Here is a 20,348-nt window from a genome sequence, read left to right as displayed (position 1 = left end):
CAATCGAGCGCTCTTCGGCGTGTCGATCAACGACACGCCGAAGCCTTCGGTCTGGAACCTAGTGCGTGTGGTTCGTGTCTGTCGATTCCTGGAAGTCGACGAGTGCTTCTCCGTACGTCTGCGCCCACTCCGTCAGCATCGCTATCGGCTCCTGGAGTGTCCGGCCGAGCGGGGTCAGGCTGTATTCCACCCGTGGGGGCGCTTCGGCGTACCGCTGTCGATCGATGAGGCCGTTGCTCTGCAGGCGGCGCAGGGTCTGGGTCAGCACCTTCCGGGAGATCCCGCCGGACAGAGCGACAAGTTCACTGTGCCGTTTGGGGCCGTCTGCCAGCGCGTACAGGGTGACTACGGACCACTTGTTCGCGATGATCTCGAGTGCTGTGCGCGCAGGACAGTCGGACATGAACATGATTCCGGCAGGTGGGCTCACAGTCCGAAGGTTACCAAAGGGTACCTATCGGATTTCTAGCGTTGCCATCATGCATATCGCAGCCCTGATCCTGTCCGTCCTGCTCGCTCTGGCGATGTTGCAGTCCGGAGTGATGAAGTTCGTGCGCCCAGCGTGGATACGCCGATTCGCGGAAGCGGTCCATCTCACCACTTCCCAGCTCACCGTGCTCGGGAGCCTGCAGATCGCCGCGACGGTCGGTCTCATCGGGGGCATCTGGTTCCCGCTCTTCGCGATCGCCGCCGCGATCGGACTGGTGCTCTACTTCGGCGGCGCGATCATCGCGCACATCCGCAGCGGCGACCGGAACATGCTGGGAGCCGTGGTCTTCCTCGCGTTCTCGATCGTGACTTCAGTCGCGCTCGTTCTCGTTGCCTGAGTCGACAACCCGTACCGGAGAACGGTGGTTGATCAAATGTTCTGTGTCGCCTGGTCTTTCGTAGTTTTCCGCCTGGAGATCGGATCCTCCTGACTCGCAGTGGGGTAGGCCTCGGCGCCGCTGAGCGAGGTGCTGGGTTGGCCGTGGATGTCGACGGGGACATCGCCGGCGAGGGTGACTCGGCGTAGTAGGCGGTGTTGGTTGCCGTAGTAGGAGACCGCGCGATGCTGTGTCAGTTCTCCGAAGGTGAACTCCAAAGTGATGCCACCTTCTCCAACCTTCGGTGACACGTCATGTCCGCTCGGTCGGCTCAGCGCCCGGAAGCGGTGTTTCAGCTGGTAGGGCCGTCCGCGGGGTGCAGGCGCAGCGAGATGGAGTTGATGCAGTACCGCTTGTCGGTCGGGGTCGGGTATCCCTCCCCCTCGAAGACGTGGCCGAGGTGGCTGTGGCAGTTCGCGCACAGCACCTCGACCCGGCGCATACCCAGTGAGTCGTCGACGCGCAGCAGCACCGCATCCGAATCCGCCGGATCGAAGAACGACGGCCAGCCGCAGTGCGAATGGAATTTCTCGGTGCTGCGGAACAGTTCCGTGCCACAGGCCCGGCATTCGTATACACCGGCGGTCTCGGTATCGGTGTATTCGCCGGTGTAGGGTCGTTCGGTACCGGCTTCCCGCAGCACCGCGTACTCCTGCGGGCTGAGCTTGGCCCGCCATTCCTGCGGGGTGAGCACGATCTTGGGTGCGGGCAGCGATGTCTCGGACTCGGAACTCATAGCCCGATTCTAATGAGACGACGGCGCACCGCGCCGCCGCGACGACGCGGTGCGATTCGGTCGACCTCAGTTACTCGGGGTGTAGTACCAGTTCCCGCTGCCATCCGGGTACTCGAAGCAGGCGCTGAAGTTGCCCGTATCGATCGATGCCTGATCACACGCGGCCCTACCGGTGGGCTCACCCGTTTGAGTGAACGGCCCGACCGAAGTAGGTCCCGGAACGATCGGATCGGCACCGGCGGCACCGGTGAAACCGGCCGCGAGCCCGATGGATAGTGCGCTTACCCCGACGATTTTCGACAACACTGCAGCTCCCAGGTGTGTGGTGTGAATGCCCGGGTCACAGTAGTGCGGACCGGACAACTCGGAACTGCGGGTTGTAATGATTTTTCGGTGGCGGTCGCCACTTGTCCAGCGATCTCCGGCGATCCGCTCAGCGCAGGACGCCGGCCTCGTCCGGTGCGGCGGCGGGCTGCTCGTCGTCCGGGTCGGCCGGAGCGATCGTCGCGGTGGTGGTATCCGGGGCCGGGGTTCGCTGGGGGCGCGGAGCGTCGGGCATGGTCGCGGTGTTGCGGTCGGTCAGCAGGAACGACGGGTCGATCCCGGAGTCCAGGCGTCCCTCCCGGCGCGCGGTCAGATACCGATCGCCGAGTACGCAGAACGTCACGAACAGCAACAGTCCCCAGCCGAAGGTGATCCGCAGGTACTCGATATCCCGGCCCACGCTCTGCCAGTGGTCCAGCAGCCACTTGTCGAAGGTGGTGAAGCCGAATATCGCCAGCCAGGCGGGCCAGTTCCGCAGCACCGAATTGCGCAGCACCACCGTCATCAGGAACGGGAACAGCAGCATCGAGTAGTACTGCTGACCCAGCCCGCTGATCAGGAATTCGGCCAGCAGCAGGATGCCGGAACTGGTGCAGATGAAGAACAGTTCGTCGTTGCGGTAGTACCGGTACAGCAGCCACAGCGAGATCAGTACGAGTACGCCCATGCCGATGCGGATGCCCCAGACCAGCGGCGAGGGCAGACTCCAGTAGGCGGCCGTACCCGGAATCGAGCTGTTGAAGTAGTCGCGGGCCTGCATCGAGTACGGCAGGGTCCGATGCAGATAGTCCATCGGGTCCTTGATCAGCGGCAGCGCGATGGCCGTCAGTGCGATCGGAATGCCGAGCGCGGGCAGGAAGACTTTCCACTGCCGCCGCATCAGCGGTATCAGCAACATCGGGGCGATCGTCGGTTTCACGGCTATCGCCAAACCCATGATCGCACCGGCCCAGAGTTCACGCCGGGCGAGCAGCAGGGCGATGAAGGCGACTTCCGCGAGCAGGATGCATCCGTTCACATTGCCGAAAGCCAGTGTGTTGATGACTGTTTCGGACGAGAACATGAGCAGCATGAGCAGCGGCGCGGCGTACGACTTGATGCTCAGCTTGAACAGTTTGAGCAACAGATACCAGGCGATCAGGATCGCGACGGCGTTGAGCCCGTCGAAGCACCATTTCGACTTGTCCGGGTCGATGATCGCCAGCGGCGCGATGAGCAGCGTGCCGCTCGGCGGGTACAGGTAGTGCGGGTCGACCAGGTTGAAGTTCTCGGCGTAGATCGGCCGTCCGTTCAGGAACGCCAGGGACGCCTTGTAGACCGGTCCGAAGTCGTCGGTGATGTTGAAGTTCGTCGCCTTGACGATGACCTGATGCAACACGGTCATGACCGCGAAAGGCCATAGTGCGAAGTTCAGGACCTCGGAGGTCGTACGAGCGGTGCGCGGCTCGAGCTGACGAAGGAACACTGGGGCACGGTACACCGGAAAGTACCGGGACCGTTGCTCGGACCCGCCGAAACCGTCTCTTCGCCGCCGCCTCCGCGCGCTTCGGGGGCATGATTCGCGGCCTCGGGGTCGTACTACGCGCCGGGTCGTTTCGCCGGGGCTGCGGAGTCAGGCGGGACAGGCCGTGCCGTCGGCGGGCAACGTCGCATCCTTCAGGTAGCCGACCAGGTTCTGCTGCACGCAGGCCGAGTGGGTGAACACCGGGTAACCCCAGCCCTGCCACGTGACGGTGGACGTGCGCGCACCCGCCGCGCCGAGCGCGCCGGTGACCGAGGGACGCGCGTCGCTGCCCGCGACCGGATTCGCGTCGTTGCCCAGGATCAGGGTCGGCAGGTCGAACGTGCTGGGCAACTGCGCCGGATTCGGCGTCGGCCAGGCCGTGCACGCCATCAGGCCGATCGCCGCGGCCTTGCCGAAGACGGGATACTGCTTGGCCCAAGCGGTTTCGAGCTGTTTCACCCGGTCGGGGGTGGCCGGTTTCTGGTTGTCGCTGCAGTTCGAGACGAACTGCCCGTCGGAGTCGGTGGCGGCCGATTCCCGGCCGATCAGCTGGTTCAGGGCACCGTTGTCGCCGCGACCCGCCGCGGACAGCGCGTCGGCCAGGTCGGCGGTGTGATTGGCCTGATCGGACCGGGGTTCGGTGAGGAATCCGGAGACGGCGGTCAGCAGCGCGTTCGCGGAGATGCCGCCGAGTTGCCCGGCGGCCGCGCGGTTGACCAGTGCGATGATCGCGCCACGCGGATCGTTGCCGAGCGAGCAGTTCAGTGCGGCACAGCGTTGGGCGAATGCGGTGATCGCGGCCTCGGAGCCTTTCACGCGCTGTTCGGCGCGGGTGGCCGAGTCGGCGTTGGCGGCCACCGGGGAGTCCAGCACGAGGCGGGCCAGACGATCGCCGTACTTGGCGGCGTAGGCCAGCGCCACCCGCGAGCCGTCGCCGGCGCCCAGCAGCGCGATGTGGTCCACCTGCCATTGCCTGCGCAGTTGATCGATGTCGTCGGCGGCGTGCCCGGCGTCGAAGGTGCCCTGGTAGGGCTGCAGGAAGTCCTGACAGGCGATGGTGGCGTCCTGGCTGACCTTGGCCATCGCGTCGATCTGGTTGCCTCCGGCGGACTGGTCGTTGTCCGCGAGGCTGCGCCGGGTGTCGTCGGTCAGGCAGTTGATCGGCTGGGAACTACCGACGCCACGCCGGTCCACCGCGACGATCGGATGGTCGGCCAGCACCGCGGAGGCCGGGCCGGTGACCAGCCCGGCGAGTGTCGCGGTGGAGGAGCGGTCCGCACCGGAGGTGAGTACCAGCGGCGCGGCGTTCGCGGGGGTTCGCGGCAGACGGGCACGCACGGCGGAATTGCGGAAGGTGCCCAGCACCGCGCCCCCGGCATCGATCGGGGTGGAATAGTCGGCGCATTCGAAGATCACTCCGGCCGGTGGCGCGCCCAGGCCGAGCGAGTTGAACGTGGCCGCCGCGCAGTCGTGCCAGCCCAGATCCGTCTTGGGCGCCTCGGCCGACGGCGGCGGTGCGGGGGCCGGTGTGGTGGTGGCGGCCGCGCCGCCGGAATGCGGGCGGACCTCGGCGATTCCCGGACGATCGGACGGGCCGGCGCCGCAGGCGGCGGTGAGGAGGATCGTCAGCGATGACGATGCCAGCAGTGCGGCTCGAGTCCTGCGCATGCGATACAGCCTGCCAGGTCCGGCGGGCGCTTTCAGCCTTGGGTGCGGGCGCGTTCCCAGCGGGTCAGGATCGTGCCGTCGTCGTCCAGCAGTGCGTGACGCAACGTCATCGGAGTGGGCGACGCCTTGGGGGACACCGCAATTCGTCCCGCGGTACCGCCGATGAGCAGCGGTGATGCGGTGAGGCAGAGATCCTCGACCACGCCCGCGGTGATCAGGTCGCCGAACAGCGAGGGGCCGCCCTCGCACAGCACCCGCAGCAATCCGCGTCGTGCGAGGGCCGCGCGAATATCCGGTGCGGTCACGGTGGTCTCGCCGCATTCGATCACCTCCGCGCCGGCGTCGGCGAGCGCGCGTTTGCGGTCGGGCGGCGCCATGGAGGTGGTGAGGATCATCGGCGGGCGGGCGGTGTCGGTGAACAGCCGTCCGGCCGGATCCAGCGACGCGCTCGCGGTCACCACCGCGATCGGGGGCGGTGAGCCGTCCGGGCTGCCGCCGAGGCCGTGGTGGTACAGCCGCTGGCGGCGGTGGGCATCGGTGTGCGCGCCGCCGTAGTTCTCCTGACGTGCGGTTCCCCCGCCGACCAGCACCACATCGGCCAGATCCCGCAGGATCTCGAACACCGTGCGGTCGGCCGGACTGCCCAGCGCACCCGACCTTCCGTCCACGGTGGCCGCGCCGTCGATGCTGGTGACGAAGTTGACTCGAATCCAAGGGGATTCGATCGAGGCCGGATAGGCGTAGAGCCGCACGAGCTCGTCGGGCCCGAGTGTTGTGAACTGGATCGCATTGGGCACACGCTGCATAAGGTCCGATCACACCACGTCAGTACGCTACTTGGGTGCAGCAACGCCTCGTCGATCGCCATCCGGAAGTTCCGGCCGATCAACTCATCGCCCAGATGGTGCCCCCGCCCACATTCGACGAAGTGAGCTTCGACTCCTACATTCCCGACCCGAACGAGCCGAGTCAGACCGCGGCCGTGCGCTCCGCACGCGATTTCGCCGGGCGGGTCGACTCGATCCACGCCGCCGCGAACCGCAAGAGCCTGTTCGGCAAGAAGAAGCACGTCCAGGGCGCGGGCCTGTATCTGGACGGCGGATTCGGCGTCGGCAAGACGCACCTGCTGGCCTCGATCTTCCACGCCTCGCCCGCGCCGAAATCGTTCGGCACCTTCGGTGAGCTCACCAACCTGGTGGGCGCGCTGGGCTTCGTGAACGCGGTGGACCGGCTGGCGAGCAACAGTGTGCTGTGCATCGACGAGTTCGAACTCGACGATCCCGGTGACACCACCCTGGTCTCGCGGCTGCTGACCGAGCTGACCGCGCGCGGGGTCTCGGTCGCGGCGACGTCCAACACGCTGCCCAGTCAGCTCGGCGAGGGCCGTTTCGCCGCACAGGACTTCCTGCGGGAGATCAAGAAGCTGGGTTCGCTGTTCGAGACGGTGCGGGTGGACGGCCCCGACTACCGGCACCGCGATCTGCCGCCCGCGCCCGAACCGACCGCGCCCGAACTGCTGGCCGAGAAGGCCGCGGCCACACCGGGTACCACCCTCGACGACTTCGACGCGCTGCTGCGACATCTGAGCACCCTGCACCCCTCGCGCTTCGGCGCGCTGATCTCCGGGGTGAGCGCGGTGTACATCTCCGGCGTGCACGAGGTGACCGATCAGGCGGTGGCGTTGCGCGTGGTGGTTCTGGCCGACCGGCTTTACGACGCGGGAATTCCGGTGACGGTGTCGGGGGCCAAACTCGACGCGATCTTCTCCCAGGAGATGCTCGACGGCGGCTATCGCAAGAAGTATCTGCGGGCGATTTCCCGGCTGCTCGCGCTCTCTCGGTACGAGGTGCCCGCGGGCTGATCGAGCGGCGGCCCGGGGTACCTTGGCGGGCGTACCGCAAATTCTGGACGGTCGTCCAGGATGGTGGCGGCCGAGATCGGGCCGCCGTCCCGAGCAGATCGGAGCTGTGATGGTCCATCGTTCGATTCGTGTCGTGGCGGCGCTGGCCGCCGGTACGGCCATCGGCCTGGGCCCCGCGGTGGGCTCCGCCCTGGCCGCCGACCCGCCCCCGGCGACCACCGCGGTCGTGGACACCACCGTCCAGCGCGCTGTGCCGCTACAGGGTGTGCTCAACGCCCGCGACATCGGCGGTTACCGCACCGCCGACGGCCGCACGGTCCGCACCGGCCTGGTGTACCGCACCGGTGCGCTGGCCAAGGCGACCAATGCCGACCTCACCGCCCTGACCACACGCAAGGTCCGTGCCATCCACGATCTGCGGACCTCCTACGAGCGCATGCTGTCCCCGGATCGGGTGCCCGCGGGTGCGATCGAGACCTGGAACGACGTCATCGGCCAGGCATCGCCGCAGGCACTCGTCTCGAGCCTGTCCGCCGGTCCCGATATGTACCGTGCGTTCATCACCGCGCCGGGTGCGAGCGAGGCTTTCGCCGCCGTTCTGCACGACATCGCCCGCACCTCCGACGGCGCGGTGCTCTACCACTGCAGCGAGGGCAAGGACCGCACCGGCTGGACGTCCGCGGTGCTGCTGACCGCCCTGGGCGTGGACCGCGAGACCGTCGACTACGACTACCTGCTGTCGAACTACTACCGCGACGCCCGCGACGGCGATATGGCGAACGGCGTGGCCCAGTCGGAACTCGACGCGGCTTTCGACCAGGTCGACGAGTCCTACGGCAACTTCGACAACTACCTCCACCAGGGACTGCAGCTGAGCAATGCCGATATCTCCGCGCTGAAGACCAAACTGCTGCACTGATCAGGCGGTGGCGCACGACCTGAAGTCGCGATCCGCGCAGAAGGCCGAACCGCCGCACTGATCGGGAAGGCCGTGCCGGTGGTGGCGTAATTCCGGGCGATCGCGGTGTCGGCTGCGCGGGCGTAGTCGCCTCGAGCGGCCGGCACACGTCCCGTGCGCAGTCGGGCCGTTCGTGCGTCCAGCGGGTAAAGCTGCTCTGTCCGAAACGGATTCAGCTTGATTCGGCAGGCTCCAGGGCCTGCTGCATGAGGTAGTCGTGGCATACCGTCGCGCCGACGGTGAAGGTCCGGGTGCCGACGGTGCGGAACCCGCGTTTGGCGTAGAACCGCTGGGCGCGGGCGTTGTCCTGGTTGACGCCGAGCCACGCGCCCGCGTAGCCGTTGTCGCGGGCGTGGTTCAGGGCCGCGGTCATCAGGGCGGTCGATACGCCGCTGCCGTGGTGGCCGGACAGCACGTACATCTTGTTGATCTCCAGTACCGGCCGCAGGTCCACGGCCCGCGCCACGGCCGGATCGGTGGGTTCGCCCGCGATGAGCATGGTGTAGCCGACGATCTGCCCCCCGGACACGGCCTTGAGTACCGTGCGATTCGGATCGCTGAGATAGTCGCCGAACCGTTCGTCCGAGAGCGCCTCGTCGATATAGGTCTCGATATCGGCGGTGGCGAGCCCGGGCGGGCAGGCGAGCGGGAAGGTGGCGGCCGCGACGTCGGAGATGGCCTCCGCGTCCCAGAGGCCGGCGCGGTCGACGGTGACCATCGTGTCGTCGTTCACGTGATCCATCGCATCACATCAGCGCGCCCGCCGGGGCGGCGGCGTGCGGGTCAGGCCGATTCGCCCGATTCCCGAGCCGTCGCGGCGGTGCGTGCGTGGAATGTGCGGGCGAACAGCACCAGCGCGGCGGCGAACAGCAGCGGTATGACGAATCCGATGCGCAGACTCGACATGTCCGACACCGCGCCCACCACGCCGCCGCCGATCAGCGTGCCCGCGTAGTTGAACAGGTTCAGTCGCGCGATCACCGCGTCGAGTCCGGAGCCGCCGGTGAGTCGCCCGGCCTCGCTGAAACACAGCGGGGCGATCACGGGCAGCCCGATTCCGGCGATCAGGAATCCGATCAGCGCGGCCGTCGGTCCGGGCGCGCCCACCACGACCACCAGCCCGACCACACCGATCGCGGCGGCGACGAGCACGACCGCGCGTGGCCCGAACCGCCGCACCCACAGATCGCCGGTCAGCCTGGTCAGCAGCGAGGCGCCCTGGTAGGCGGCCAGCGCCAGCGCCGCGGTCGCCGAGGAGGACAGCAGCTCGTTCTTCAGATACAGCGCCGACCAGTTGCCGACCGCCAGATCGATGGCGAACACCAGCGCCATCGCGATGCCCAGCGCCAGATAGGCCCGCAACGGGACGATGGCCGCGTGCTCGGCTTCGGCGGGTTCGGCCTCGGCCTGGCGGGTGCCCAGCAGCCGCGGCCCGAACACGAACCCGGCCACCAGCACCACCATCGCCGAGACGAATACCGCCTCGGTCCAGGTGATGTGGACCTTCTCGCATCCGGAGACGAACAGCGCGCCCAGAATCGATCCCGCACTCCACGCGGCGTAGAACGACGACAGCACGAACCGCCCGTATCCGTGCTGGATGAACACCGCCTGCATATTCGTGCTCGCGTCGACGATGCCGACCGCGACGCCGTACCCGCTCAGCGCCGCGAACAGCACGGCCTTGTCCGGGGCGACGGCGATGAGCACTCCGGTGACCGCGATCAGCCCGAGTCCGATCCGCAGCGTCACCCGGCTGGACCACCGCACGGCAAGCTGTTCGGCCACAACGCTTCCCACCGCGGCCAGCAGTGAGATAACCACCACCGCGACCAGGATCAGCGTGTCGCTCAGACCGAAACGCGATTGTGCTTGCGGTAGTTCGGTGAGGATCACGGCCAGGAAGAAACCCTGTAGGGCGAAGGCCACCGAATTGGCCACCCGCGCGGCGCGGAGCGGCGACGATACATTCGTGTATTCGGTGGGGGTCACCAGCGCAGCGTAGCGGGCGGGGTTGGGCGCGCCAAGGTCGAAATCCCTTCGCCGAGACCGTTCGGCGCCCCGCGCGGGTCTCATGATCACGCGCGGCTCCCGGTTGCATAACGAAAGTAGGCAGGACGCGGTGCCGATTACCGATCTTTACGGCACTCTAGAGGGGGCGGTTTCGGACGTGCCGCCGGTGCACGGTGTAGGGGCAGTGGATCGCATGGGCGAGCGTAGCGAGCGGGCAGTGGGTACGGCCGGACCACCGGCACGTGCCGGGGCCGAGCGTCGAGGTGCGGGCATGGCTGAACGTGAGAGACATATCGATTCCGGGGCGGGGCAGGCGTTACTGCTGACCGCGGCTGAACCCGCGGATCTTCCTGTGGTGGAACCGAATCCGCGCGGACATCAGCCGGGAGAGCGGTGTCGCGAGCCCGGCTGCGGCGACTGCCACTGGGATGTGCAGCGGTTCAAGTACTGGTTGCGTGGACGGCTGCTGGCCGAGGGCGCCGAGGACGCCGAAGTCGACAAGCCGGTCGGGGCGCAAACCCCAGGCCTGTTGTGGCGCAGCGGATCTCGGATATGCGCGATCGAAGTGTGCAGCGCGCCGGTCCATGTCGGGTTCGCGGTCGAGCGCACCGCCCGGTTGCGGGCGGTCGGCGTCGACGAGGTGCTGTGGCTGTGCCCGCCCGGATTCTGGGTGGCACAGGTGCCGGGTCTGGCCGTGGACGACTTCGCGGCCGACGGCTGTGCCTACCGGGTCGTGTCCGGCCTGCTCGAGGCCGGTGCGAACGGACTCGCACAACCGCGCGAACAGGCGTGGACCGTGCGGGATTTCATGCAGGAGTGGGTCGCCGCGCAGGTTGCCTTCGGATATCGCGACGAGACCGCAGGAGGTTGGGCGACGGTGAGTACGTGGGAGCAGCACACCCGGGCCCAGGCCGCGGTGATCGCGCAGCAGCGTCAGGAACTGGTGAATCAGCGCACGGCACTGGCCCTGGCGCGCAAGGCTACTCGGGACAAGGCCAAACAGGTGCACAAGCTCATGCACCGGCTCGAACGGGCCGAGCAGGTCGCCGAGGAACTCGACGGCGCGCGCCGGCGACTCGCCGATCACAGCCGGATCGATGCCACGCTGCGCTTGACCGTCGAGCGCCAGCGCACGGCGATGATGCACTGGCAGTTGATCGCCTGTTTCGCCATGTTGGTCATCGTGGCCTTCATCGGCTCGGCGATGATCCTGCGATGAGTGTTGTGGGGGAACGGGTTCCGGCTGGTCAGCCCTGGCGGGTCAGCCGGAACGGGCCGCGCTCCCAGCGCCAGCCGTGGCGCAGCGCCATCGCGCTCAGATCGGTGAGCTGGATGTCGGTCTCGTCGCGGTAGCGGCGGAATTCGGCCCAGTCCATGGGACCTTCGGCCAGCCGGTTGCGCAGGATGTTCTCCGCGTGCGCGGGGACCGGGTGTGCGCGCAGGTCCGGTTCGCCCATCCGGCTTCCGGTGAACACCAGATGACCCCAGCCGCGTTCGTGCGCCGCGGCGCGGGCCGCCGCGAGCTTGACCCGGTTGCCGTACACCGCGATCCGGGCCAGCGGGACCACATCGATCAGCAGCGCCCGCCCGTCGGTGAGCCGGGCGGCGGCGGTGGGGTAGTGCACCCGGTCGATCTCGTCGAGGTGGTAATCGACGGCGAGTGGACGTTCGGTGTAGGCGGCGACCTGTTCGCTCTCGTCGAGCATGCGCAGCAGCCGCGCCTCCAGGGCCGTGTCGAAACTCGTTTCGCGACCGAGCTTCTCGGCGAATATCGAGCCGCGGGCGTCGTCGGCGGTGTCCACGGTGGTCAGCGGCAGTTCCGGCAGCGGGGCGGGATCCCCGCTCGCCCAGTCGGTGCGCCGGATCAACGGGATCAACTGCCCAGCAACGGGTTCGGTGAATCGCGGGACGGCGTGCCAGCGGCCGCGCTGCTGCCATCCGGCGATCTGCTGGAAGACGAAGCCCGCCACGCGTTTCGCGTCCATCAGGGCGTGCCCGGCCAGGCGCAGCCGCAGATAGGCCAGATCCTGTCCGGCGATATCGGTATCGGTCGCGTAGATCTCGCCGAGCAGGGTCCGCACCAGCCGCTGATCACCCCAGCCGACCGGATAGCGCGCGGCGAAGATCGCGGTGTCGGGCAGGCCGGTGGCCTGTACCCGCCGGACCATCTGGCCGACGGCGCGAGTGTACAACTGGCGCACGCGGTCTCGGGACAGTTCGTATCGGGCCCCGATGAGGGTGAGCGTCTCGGGGCGTTCGCCGTCCAGGCCCAGTCGCTGGGTGATGAACTCGCCGTCGCGTGGACGCTCCTGTGCCTGCTCGGCGGCCATCGCGGCGATCGTCTCGTCGATCTCCTCGAGGTCGAAGGTGACGGTCTCGCGCAGGTCGTCGGGCACGCCGGTATGCCCGTCCACGGTCCGGCTCATCCTCACCACCTGTATCTTCGGCCTCCGCTTCGCTCCGGCGTGTTCGCGGCCCCCGGAGTCTCGCCGCTCGGCCTCGTGTCGGGCACTCTTTCCTCGTACCCGCCACGCGTCCGAGCGGCGAGACGGGCCGCGAACGGTGTTGCTGGTGTCGCTCCGTTTCGGCGGGTTCTCGGGTTTGCCGCTCGGCTCGGTATCGGGCACTCGCTTCTGGCGCCCGCCACGCGTCCGGGCGGCAAGCTGTGCCGCGAACCGTCTGCTTTCGCTCGTTCGTTCGAAGAGCCTATCCTGGCGGCCGGTCAGCGGGTGGGATGTGGTGCTGTGTCGGCTTGCGAGATCGCCGGTTTCACTCGTTTGCCGGACGTCCCGCGACGCCGTACACGGTGAGGATGAGCGCACCGGCCCAGGCCGCGGCGGAAGCGACGGCCAGCAGGTGAATCGCGCCGATGAAGTGCGCGCCGGTGGGGGAGCCCGCGATGGCGCCGAAGATCGCCACGCCGCTGGCGGTGCCTATCTGGCGGGCGGTATTGGAGGTGCCGGTCGCCAGTCCGGAGCGGTCGGGGGGTGTCGCGCGTACCACCGCCGCCACCACCGAGGCGGTGACCAGTCCCGCGCCGCATCCCAGAATTCCGAATCCGGCCAGCAGCCAACCGATTCCGCCGGTGTTCTGCAACCGGGTCAGCAGGAGCGTCCCCACGATCGCGACGACGCATCCGACGGCGACGGCCGTGCGCGGCCCGCGGCGCGCGGTGATGCGGCCCGACACCGGTGCGAGGACGACCAGCGGCACCGCGAGCGGCAGCACCGCAAGCCCGGCCGGCAGCGGCGCATAGCCCAGGACGTCCTGCAGATACAGCGTGGTGACGAACAGCAGCCCGTTGAAGATCAGGTTCATGGTCAGCGCCACCACGTTGGGACTCAGGAAATCCTTGCGGCGCAACAGATCCAGGGGAAGGACCGGATTCTCGCCGCGCGCGGAGGAGATCAGCGCGGTGGTCAGGGCCGCGACCGTCACGACCGCCGCCGCGGTGATGGTCGGCCATCGGGCATGATGACCGATCGAGATCACGGCGAACACCAGCCCGCCGAGTCCGACGACGAATCCGGCCAGGCCGACGAGATCGATCCGTTCGCGGTCATCGCCCGGACGATCCGGCACCGTGCGCAGTGTCGCGAGGATGACCAGCGCGGTCAGCGGCACATTGATCCAGAACACCGGACGCCATCCGAACCAGCCGGTGAGCAGCCCGCCCAGCAGCGGCCCCGCGGGCAGGGCCAGCGAGGAGACCGCCGCCCAGGAACCCAGCGCCCGCGCCTGCGCACCGCGATCCGGGAACACCTCCACGATGACCGCCATCGTGCCGGGCAACAGCAGCGCCCCGCCCACGCCCTGGACTATTCGTGCCCCGATGAGGACTCCGATATCCGGTGCGATCGCGCAGACCAGCGACGCCGCGCCGAATACCGCGAATCCGGTGAGCAGCACTCGCCGATGCCCGATCCGGTCGCCGATCGCGCCGCCCGCCAGGAGCAGTCCGGCGATGGCCACCACGTATCCGTCGACGACCCACTGCAGCATCGCCACGTCCGAACGTAACCCGTGCCCGATGGCGGGCAACGCGACGTTGACGATCGTGACGTCCAGAAGCACGAGAAACATGCCCGCGCACATCACACCCAGTACCCGACCCGGCCGTACCCGGGACGATCCCCCGACGATGGGGCTCGAAATGCTCATGCCGCCAAGTGTTTCCCCGAAAAACTTCGGTGTGCGCCGAAGAATGGATGAACGCAGGCACACTTCGGTGCGCACCGAAGTGTCGTCGGGGCAGACTGGTGTCATGACGGACGAGCGGCCCCTGTACGGATACGCCGATGTCGCGTCGATCGGCGCGCTGCTGGCCGATGCGACGCGGGCGCGAGTGCTGATCAGCCTGGCTGACGGACGCGCGCTACCGGCCTCGGTCCTCGCGGCCGAGGCGGGGGTGGCGGCCTCCACCGCCAGCGAACATCTCGCGCGGCTGGTGGACGGTGGCCTGCTGAGCGTGGAACGTTCCGGCCGCCATCGCTACTACCGGCTGGCCGATGCGCAGGTGGGCACCGCACTCGAGGCGGTGGCCGCGCTCGCCCCGACTCGTCCCGTGCGTTCGTTGCGGGAATCGACCCGGGCCGCGGCCCTGCGCCGCGCCCGCAGTTGCTACGACCATCTCGCCGGTCGGCTCGGCGTCGCGGTCACCGAGTCGCTGCTCGACCGCGGGGCCCTGATCCGGACCGACGGCCTGGCGGGAACCGAACGCGCACAAGGGGACAGGCTGTCCGCGCCCGTCCGCACGCACCCCTACGAGCTGGGCCCCGCCGCCGACTCGATCTTCACCGCCCTGGGCGTCGACCTGGCCGCCACCCGTGCCCAGCGACGTCCGCTGCTGCGTTTCTGCGTGGACTGGAGCGAACAGCGCCACCACCTCAGCGGAGCCCTCGGCGCGGCACTGCTGACCCGGATGGAGTCGGCCGGTTGGGTGGTCCGCCACAACACCCGCCGGGCCCTGCGGCTCACCGACTCGGGCGCTCGCACCTTGGACCGAATTCTCGGCGTCGACCTGGCCGCTTGACCTGCCGGGTGTGGATTAAAGGGTCGCCGAACAGGATTCGTGCGGATCCCACCGCATCCGGCGGGCTGGATCCGATGCTCGGTGTGGACCCCGCCGTCGGAATCGCAGGGCGCGGGTCCGGACGCCGAATCATCCCTGTGTTGCGGCCAGACCGTCGAATTGCCTTGCCGGACCGCTGAACTCGCCGTTCTCCCGGGCGACGATGCATTCGGCGGCGAAGGCCAGGACCTCGAGGTGGTAGGCCGCCGCGGTGTGCCCGATGCTGATGTTGTGTCCGGAATTCCGCTGGACGTTCAGTACCAGGCGCGGGACGGCCGGGAACAGTTCGGCGACCTCGAGCAGTCCGGCGGTATCGTTCCGCCACACCTTCTCGTGGTCGGCGACGGTGAAGCGCACCGGAATCCGCACTCGCGGACCCAGTTCCGGAAAATGTGTCGCCGCCCATTCCTGCACCAGCTGCCCTTCGAATCCCGGTCCGCTGGAACCGATCAGCCCGCCGCCCACATGTTCGGGCGGATACAGCCGCGCGGGCTCCCACAGCAACCGCCCCACCTTCACATTGTCGGGCCGGGGCCGCACGGCGAGGATCTCCTCTGCCGTGGGCTGGCGTTGCCGTCCCGTGCCCGAGAGTTCCAGGCCCAGCAGCCGCGGTCCGCGTTCGGCGTCCGCGGCCATCCGGACCGCGGTCTCGCACCCGGCCGAATGCGCCATCAGGAACACCCCTGCGCCGCGCGACGCCGCGTCCAGGTGATGGTCGATCGCGCGGTACATGAGATCGATCCGCAACCGCGGGTCGGCCAAAGTCTTGCCGTACGGGCGGGATCGGCCGTAACCGGGCCGGTCCAGGGCCAGCACTGTGAATCCGGCGGCGGCTGCGGTGCGCAGGAGTGAGAGGTCCGGATGTCCCGGGCAGTCGAAGTACAGCGAGGTGGTCGCACCGCCGTGCAGTGCGACGACGACCGCGCGCGGGTTGTGCGCCCGGGCCAGCAGTCCGGAGATCGGGATGCCGTCGATCTCCGCGACGACGGGTTCCGGGGCGCCGTCGGCGAGCATGGGAAGATCGTTGTCGGTGATGGTCATGCGGGGATCCTTTCCGCCCGTGGCCTGCGCATCGGTGTGTGACCCCGACCGGCACAGGTTGAGAGAATCACCCTCTCGCGATTTCGAGATTATCTTCTCTGTTTGAGAGAGTAAAAATTTCGTCGCGGATTGTGAGCAAGGTCCCAGGCGGTCGGTACGGCTGCCTCGGCAGATCGTGCAGCCGGTCGCGGTGGCGGCGGGTCGAGGCCGGGCGGGGTGCGCGGCGTCTAGTTCCTCCTTCGTATTGTGAGCTGTGGCCCTGGGCCGGGAACTGTTGTCGAACAGGATTTGGAGTGGTGACTGTGAAGCTGATCGGTGTGATCGGTGGCGGCACGATGGGCGCGGGCATCGCCGAGGTGTGCGCCAAGGCCGGAAGCGAGGTCCTGGTCCTCGAGACGAAGCAGGAACTGGTCGACGCCGCGCAGAAGCGGATCGCGGCCTCGATCTCGCGAGGCGTGAGCAAGGGGAAGATCAGCCAGGACGACGCCGACGCGGCGATCGCCCGGGTGCGGGTGACGCTGGACGTCGAAGACTTCGCCGATCGTGATCTGGTGGTCGAGGCGGCTCCGGAGATCGAGTCGCTGAAGTACGAGATCTTCCGCAAGCTCGACAAGATCGTCAAGCCCGCCGGAATCCTGGCCACCAACACCTCGTCGATTCCGGTGATCAAGGTCGCGGGCGCGACCCAGCGGCCCGAGCGGGTGCTGGGCATGCACTTCTTCAATCCGGTGCCGGTGATGCCGCTGGTGGAGATCATCTCGACCCTGGTCACCTCGCCGGAGACCGCCGCTGCGGTCACCGACTACGCGAAGAACACGCTGAACAAGACCACCGTGCAGGCCGGCGACCGGTCCGGGTTCATCGTCAACGCGCTGCTGATCCCGTACCTGTGTCAGGCGGTGCGGATGCTCGAATCGGGTTATGCCTCGGCCGAGGACATCGACGCGGCGATGAAGGGCGGCTGCGGCTACCCGATGGGCCCGCTGACCCTGCTGGACACCGTCGGCCTGGATATCGCCCTGGCCGCGTCGGAGTCGCTGTACGCCGAATTCGCCGAACCGCATTACGCACCCCCGGCCCTGCTGCGTCGCATGGTCGACGCGGGCCGCCTGGGTCGCAAGACCGGCCGCGGTTTCTACGAGTACAGCTAGAGATGAGTGAGCCCGGCATGGTCAGTCCAGGTGGCGCAGGCCGGGCCACAGCTGTGCCCAGGTGCCGTGTGGCCGGGTGCACAGGTAGATGGCGGCGTGCCGAGCGGTTTCCTGATCGGTTAGCCCGTCCGGCAGGGTGAGTGGTGCGATTTCGGTGACCTGGGACCAGAAGCGGTGCAGGTAGGCGGTATTCCACTGGCCCACGCACAGGACGGTGTCGGGCGTGCCCGGCGGCGGGCCCCAGAACAGATAGTTGTTGTGGCCGCTGAGCACCGTTCGGTGTAGTCCGGCCGCGGGGCCCAGGATGCTCACCGCACCGGCCTCGCCGTAATTGCTGGCGAAGATGGGGACCTCGGCGGGCAATGGTGCCGCGGCACGGGCGATCTGGTCGACGAGTCGAGGCCAGCCGTAGGTCTCCATGGCCTGCGGATTGATCGGGCGCAGCGCGGTCTCCGCGCGCGGCGGGAGCACCGGCAGGCCGATCACGATCGCGATGATCGCGGATCCGGCGACCGCGAGCGGCCAGCGTCGGCTCGTCGGCACGAGGCGCTCGACCCGTACGGCCCCGGCGGCGAACAGACCAGCCAGCACCGGTGCGGCGTAGTAGACTTTGCCGCCGCTGACGGTGAACAGCAGCAGGATGACCGCGGCCGCCGCCAGCAGCCAGCGATGTTCCCGGCCCTCGCGCGAAACCAGTTGGTGCACACCGTAATACCACAGCGCGACCAATGGCGGACCGGCCAGCAGCAACACCAGTGTGGGTATCTGTGACAGCGCACCGAGCGGGCCGCCCTGCTGATCGGCCAGCGCCCGCGCCATGTGCAGATTCGCCCACTGATGCCGTGCGTCCCAGACGATGTTGGGCGCCGTGATCACGATCGCGAGCGTCCCGGCCAGCCAGGGACCGCGACCGCGCAGCGCGTCACGCCGGAAGATCGCCAGGCCGGCCACGATGCCGATCAGCAGCACCGCCACAGTGTCCTTGGCCTGCAATGCGATACCGGCCACCAGGCCCGCGGCGAGCCAGGCTCGGGTCGTGCCCGATCGCAGTGCTCCGGCCGTGAGCACGAGTACCGCCACCCAGCCCAGCTGATCGAGAACCGTCGTGCCGAACAGCATCGAGGCCGCCACGAACACCGGGCAGGCGGCGACGGCCGCCGCGGCCAGGGTCTGGGCCCGCCGCCGCCCGCCGAATTCGGCGGCCAGCACGGAAGTCAGTAGGACGCAACCGATCTGGGCGGCGATTGCCCGCAATCGCAGCGGCAGCACCCCGCCCGGCAACTCGGCGGCCACTCGCGCCAGCAGCGGGGCCAGCGGAGGCTGATCGACATAGCCCCAGTCCGGATGCCTGCCGCACAGGACGTAGTAGAACTCGTCGCGATGCCAGCCGAACCGCGTGGCCACCACCAGATGCACGATCGCCGCCACCGCCGCGACCGCGAACACCGGCCGCCGAGCGATCGGCGGCCGCCCGCGCTCGCCGGATTGCGCTGGCGAAAAAGGGTTCTCCGACATCGCCGCCGGATCGGCCTCGGGCATGGCCCACTCCTCGATGTGCTCGGCTCGAGCGCGATCGACGGGACGGATGCGGTTCTCGGCGTGTGGCGGACCGGTGTGCGGCCGGTCGGGTCGCCGAGCATCGCTGTGGCGGATCGCATGTGCCGACCGTGCCGCGCGAAATATACAGTCGCACATTGATCCTGCCGCGATCAACGAGTTCGCCCGCAGCGGAACCCACCCCGCATGCTCATTGGTATGTCCGGCCGAATCGGCAGACCCGGGCGCGCTGTCCGATCGGTTCGGTCGCGCCGATCAGTGTGTGGGGCCGCTGTGCGCGTACCGGGCGGGTGTCGTGCCGAGGATGCGTTTGAAATGCCGGGTCAGATGCGGCTGATCGTGAAAACCCGTGGCGGCGGCAACATCTCGGGTGGGCATGCCGCTCAGCAGGAGCGGCCGGGCAAGATCGACCCGGCGGGCGATCAGGTACCGGTGCGGCGGCATGCCGAACTCGCGGCCGAAGGCGCGGATCAGGTGGGTGGGGTCGGCATGCAGTTCGGCCGCGGCCTCGTCCAGCGAAACACCCTCTGTGGCACGGGAATCGAGGATGTCGCGCAGTCGGTGCGCGAGGCGGGGATCGGCGTGGCGGGTGGGCGGTTCGATCCCGCGCAGCAGGGTGTCGAGGCGATCGTGGACGAGCGTGAGACGTCCGGCGGCCTCGAATTCCTCACCCGGAGTGGCGAGTACGGTATGCAGCTGGCGGATGCGCAGGTGCAGCAGCGGATCGGTGAACGTCGGTGTGTCGACCGCGGAACCGATCATCGTCTCGGGCAGGCGGCCGGTGTCGAGGTACAGGACCCGCTTGCGGAATCCGTGCGCGGTCGCGGCCTGACCGTTGTGCGGGACATGCGGCGGCAGCAGCGAGACCGCCGTACCCAGGACGCCGTATTCGTGCCGGTCCAGGTCGTAGCGGACCGCGCCCTCGTCGACGATGAGCAGCGTCCACGCGTCGTGCGCGTGCATCGGATAGACGTGTTCGACGAATCGAGCATGGAACACCTCGACGATGCCCGGCACCCGCGGCTGCCAGGCCCGGACCTGCTCTGTGCCGTCGGCAACCATGCCAGAATCGTACAAGCCTTCATTCGCCCGACCGGCGCACAGTCGTCGGCATGGAGAATGTGCGTTTCGATACCAAGATCGCCGTCCTGCTGCGGGACGACCTGCAGACGTGGCAGCGCTTGAATGTGACGGCCTTCCTGGTCAGTGGTCTGGGCACGGCGCGGCCGGAGGTGATCGGCGAACCGTACGAGGATGCGGACGGCAACGCCTACCAGTCCATGTTCCGGCAACCGGTGCTCGTCTTCGAGGGTGCGAAGGAGACACTGCGGGCGGCGCACACGAAGGCGCTCGACCGTGGACTCCGGACGGCGATATTCACCTCCGACCTGTTCGCCACCGGCCACGACGCCGCCAACCGCGCCGCCGTACGCGCGGTCGGCAGCGATTCGCTCGACCTTGTCGGAATCGCCGTCTACGGGCCGCGCAACGTCGTTGACAAGGTGACCAAGGGTGCGCGCATGCACCCGTGAACCGGGGTGTGACCTGGTGCTCAGTGGAGGCTACCCGAAGGTTCGACGCGGCGGCCAAGCTAAGAT

19 protein-coding genes and 1 pseudogene are annotated in these 20,348 nt (G+C 68.3%); 7 read left to right on the top strand and 13 right to left on the bottom strand.

The features are described 5' to 3' along the window. Positions 1–58: 58 nt before the first annotated feature. Positions 59–430 (bottom strand): winged helix-turn-helix transcriptional regulator, encoded by a 372-nt coding sequence (locus NM2_RS05205; protein WP_245717851.1) that lies wholly within the window; start codon positions 428–430, stop codon positions 59–61. A gap of 49 nt (positions 431–479) precedes the next feature. Here NM2_RS05205 and NM2_RS05200 point away from each other — a divergent pair, with 49 nt between their 5' ends. Continuing rightward, the gene (locus NM2_RS05200; RefSeq protein ID WP_067664593.1) at positions 480–827 is read left to right on the top strand and encodes a DoxX family protein; all 348 of its coding nucleotides are present in this window, start codon (positions 480–482) and stop codon (positions 825–827) included. 32 nt (positions 828–859) lie between these two features. Here NM2_RS05200 and NM2_RS51360 read toward each other — a convergent pair. The 5 genes and pseudogenes from NM2_RS51360 to NM2_RS05170 form a co-directional block, all read right to left on the bottom strand. Continuing rightward, positions 860–1,060: pseudogene (locus NM2_RS51360) on the bottom strand (hypothetical protein); the annotation flags it as partial. Positions 1,061–1,158: 98 nt separating this feature from the next. Then, a complete protein-coding gene (msrB, locus tag NM2_RS05190) occupies positions 1,159–1,602 on the bottom strand; it encodes a peptide-methionine (R)-S-oxide reductase MsrB (RefSeq protein WP_157120885.1) in 444 nt (147 codons plus the stop codon). 433 nt (positions 1,603–2,035) lie between these two features. Beyond that, on the bottom strand, positions 2,036–3,391 hold the full coding sequence (locus tag NM2_RS05180; RefSeq protein ID WP_174575602.1) for a glycosyltransferase family 87 protein: 1,356 nt from the start codon (positions 3,389–3,391) through the stop codon (positions 2,036–2,038). A 147-nt stretch (positions 3,392–3,538) separates the two neighbouring features. Then, on the bottom strand, positions 3,539–5,098 hold the full coding sequence (locus tag NM2_RS05175) for an alpha/beta hydrolase (RefSeq protein WP_067664588.1): 1,560 nt from the start codon (positions 5,096–5,098) through the stop codon (positions 3,539–3,541). A gap of 32 nt (positions 5,099–5,130) precedes the next feature. Beyond that, a complete protein-coding gene (locus NM2_RS05170) occupies positions 5,131–5,904 on the bottom strand; it encodes a pyrimidine reductase family protein (RefSeq protein WP_067664586.1) in 774 nt (257 codons plus the stop codon). Between the two features lie 35 nt (positions 5,905–5,939). On the opposite strand from NM2_RS05170, the gene zapE reads away from it, so the two are divergent. Continuing rightward, positions 5,940–6,959 (top strand): cell division protein ZapE, encoded by a 1,020-nt coding sequence (gene zapE, locus NM2_RS05165; protein ID WP_067664584.1) that lies wholly within the window; start codon positions 5,940–5,942, stop codon positions 6,957–6,959. 109 nt (positions 6,960–7,068) lie between these two features. After that, the gene (locus NM2_RS05160) at positions 7,069–7,878 is read left to right on the top strand and encodes a tyrosine-protein phosphatase (RefSeq protein WP_067664582.1); all 810 of its coding nucleotides are present in this window, start codon (positions 7,069–7,071) and stop codon (positions 7,876–7,878) included. A 211-nt stretch (positions 7,879–8,089) separates the two neighbouring features. On the opposite strand, the gene NM2_RS05155 is transcribed toward NM2_RS05160, so the two are convergent. Both NM2_RS05155 and NM2_RS05150 read right to left on the bottom strand, forming a co-directional pair. After that, positions 8,090–8,635 carry a GNAT family N-acetyltransferase gene (locus tag NM2_RS05155; protein ID WP_067664672.1) on the bottom strand — a complete coding sequence of 182 codons (546 nt, stop codon included), beginning with the start codon at positions 8,633–8,635 and terminating at the stop codon, positions 8,090–8,092. Between the two features lie 65 nt (positions 8,636–8,700). Beyond that, complete coding sequence (locus tag NM2_RS05150; RefSeq protein WP_067664670.1) at positions 8,701–9,909, bottom strand: MFS transporter; 1,209 nt, start codon at positions 9,907–9,909, stop codon at positions 8,701–8,703. A 292-nt stretch (positions 9,910–10,201) separates the two neighbouring features. Here NM2_RS05150 and NM2_RS05145 point away from each other — a divergent pair, with 292 nt between their 5' ends. Continuing rightward, positions 10,202–11,149, top strand: coding sequence for a hypothetical protein (locus NM2_RS05145; RefSeq protein WP_245717850.1), 948 nt, complete (start codon positions 10,202–10,204; stop codon positions 11,147–11,149). Between the two features lie 28 nt (positions 11,150–11,177). On the opposite strand, the gene NM2_RS05140 is transcribed toward NM2_RS05145, so the two are convergent. Then, positions 11,178–12,356: a sigma-70 family RNA polymerase sigma factor gene (locus NM2_RS05140; RefSeq protein WP_067664580.1), complete on the bottom strand. Its 1,179-nt coding sequence runs from the start codon at positions 12,354–12,356 to the stop codon at positions 11,178–11,180. Positions 12,357–12,699: 343 nt separating this feature from the next. Further along, positions 12,700–14,091, bottom strand: a complete 1,392-nt coding sequence (locus NM2_RS05135; RefSeq protein ID WP_067664578.1) for an MFS transporter — start codon at positions 14,089–14,091, stop codon at positions 12,700–12,702. A gap of 103 nt (positions 14,092–14,194) precedes the next feature. Here NM2_RS05135 and NM2_RS05130 point away from each other — a divergent pair, with 103 nt between their 5' ends. Continuing rightward, complete coding sequence (locus NM2_RS05130; RefSeq protein ID WP_157120884.1) at positions 14,195–14,962, top strand: ArsR/SmtB family transcription factor; 768 nt, start codon at positions 14,195–14,197, stop codon at positions 14,960–14,962. A gap of 129 nt (positions 14,963–15,091) precedes the next feature. On the opposite strand, the gene NM2_RS05125 is transcribed toward NM2_RS05130, so the two are convergent. After that, positions 15,092–16,042: an alpha/beta hydrolase gene (locus NM2_RS05125; protein ID WP_067664576.1), complete on the bottom strand. Its 951-nt coding sequence runs from the start codon at positions 16,040–16,042 to the stop codon at positions 15,092–15,094. 302 nt (positions 16,043–16,344) lie between these two features. On the opposite strand from NM2_RS05125, the gene NM2_RS05120 reads away from it, so the two are divergent. Next, the gene (locus tag NM2_RS05120; protein WP_067664664.1) at positions 16,345–17,193 is read left to right on the top strand and encodes a 3-hydroxybutyryl-CoA dehydrogenase; all 849 of its coding nucleotides are present in this window, start codon (positions 16,345–16,347) and stop codon (positions 17,191–17,193) included. Between the two features lie 21 nt (positions 17,194–17,214). Here NM2_RS05120 and NM2_RS05115 read toward each other — a convergent pair whose 3' ends face one another. Together NM2_RS05115 and NM2_RS05110 are read right to left on the bottom strand one after the other, a co-directional pair. Continuing rightward, a complete protein-coding gene (locus NM2_RS05115) occupies positions 17,215–18,732 on the bottom strand; it encodes a glycosyltransferase family 39 protein (RefSeq protein ID WP_245717849.1) in 1,518 nt (505 codons plus the stop codon). 273 nt (positions 18,733–19,005) lie between these two features. Next, positions 19,006–19,812 (bottom strand): helix-turn-helix domain-containing protein, encoded by an 807-nt coding sequence (locus NM2_RS05110; protein WP_067664573.1) that lies wholly within the window; start codon positions 19,810–19,812, stop codon positions 19,006–19,008. A 50-nt stretch (positions 19,813–19,862) separates the two neighbouring features. On the opposite strand from NM2_RS05110, the gene NM2_RS05105 reads away from it, so the two are divergent. Then, positions 19,863–20,282 carry a DUF2000 domain-containing protein gene (locus tag NM2_RS05105; RefSeq protein ID WP_067664571.1) on the top strand — a complete coding sequence of 140 codons (420 nt, stop codon included), beginning with the start codon at positions 19,863–19,865 and terminating at the stop codon, positions 20,280–20,282. Positions 20,283–20,348 lie beyond the last annotated feature (66 nt).

Origin of the sequence: Nocardia miyunensis NBRC 108239, from assembly GCF_001613065.1 — a bacterium.
Classification (GTDB): domain Bacteria; phylum Actinomycetota; class Actinomycetes; order Mycobacteriales; family Mycobacteriaceae; genus Nocardia; species Nocardia miyunensis.
This window is presented reverse-complemented; position numbering and strand designations above follow the sequence as displayed.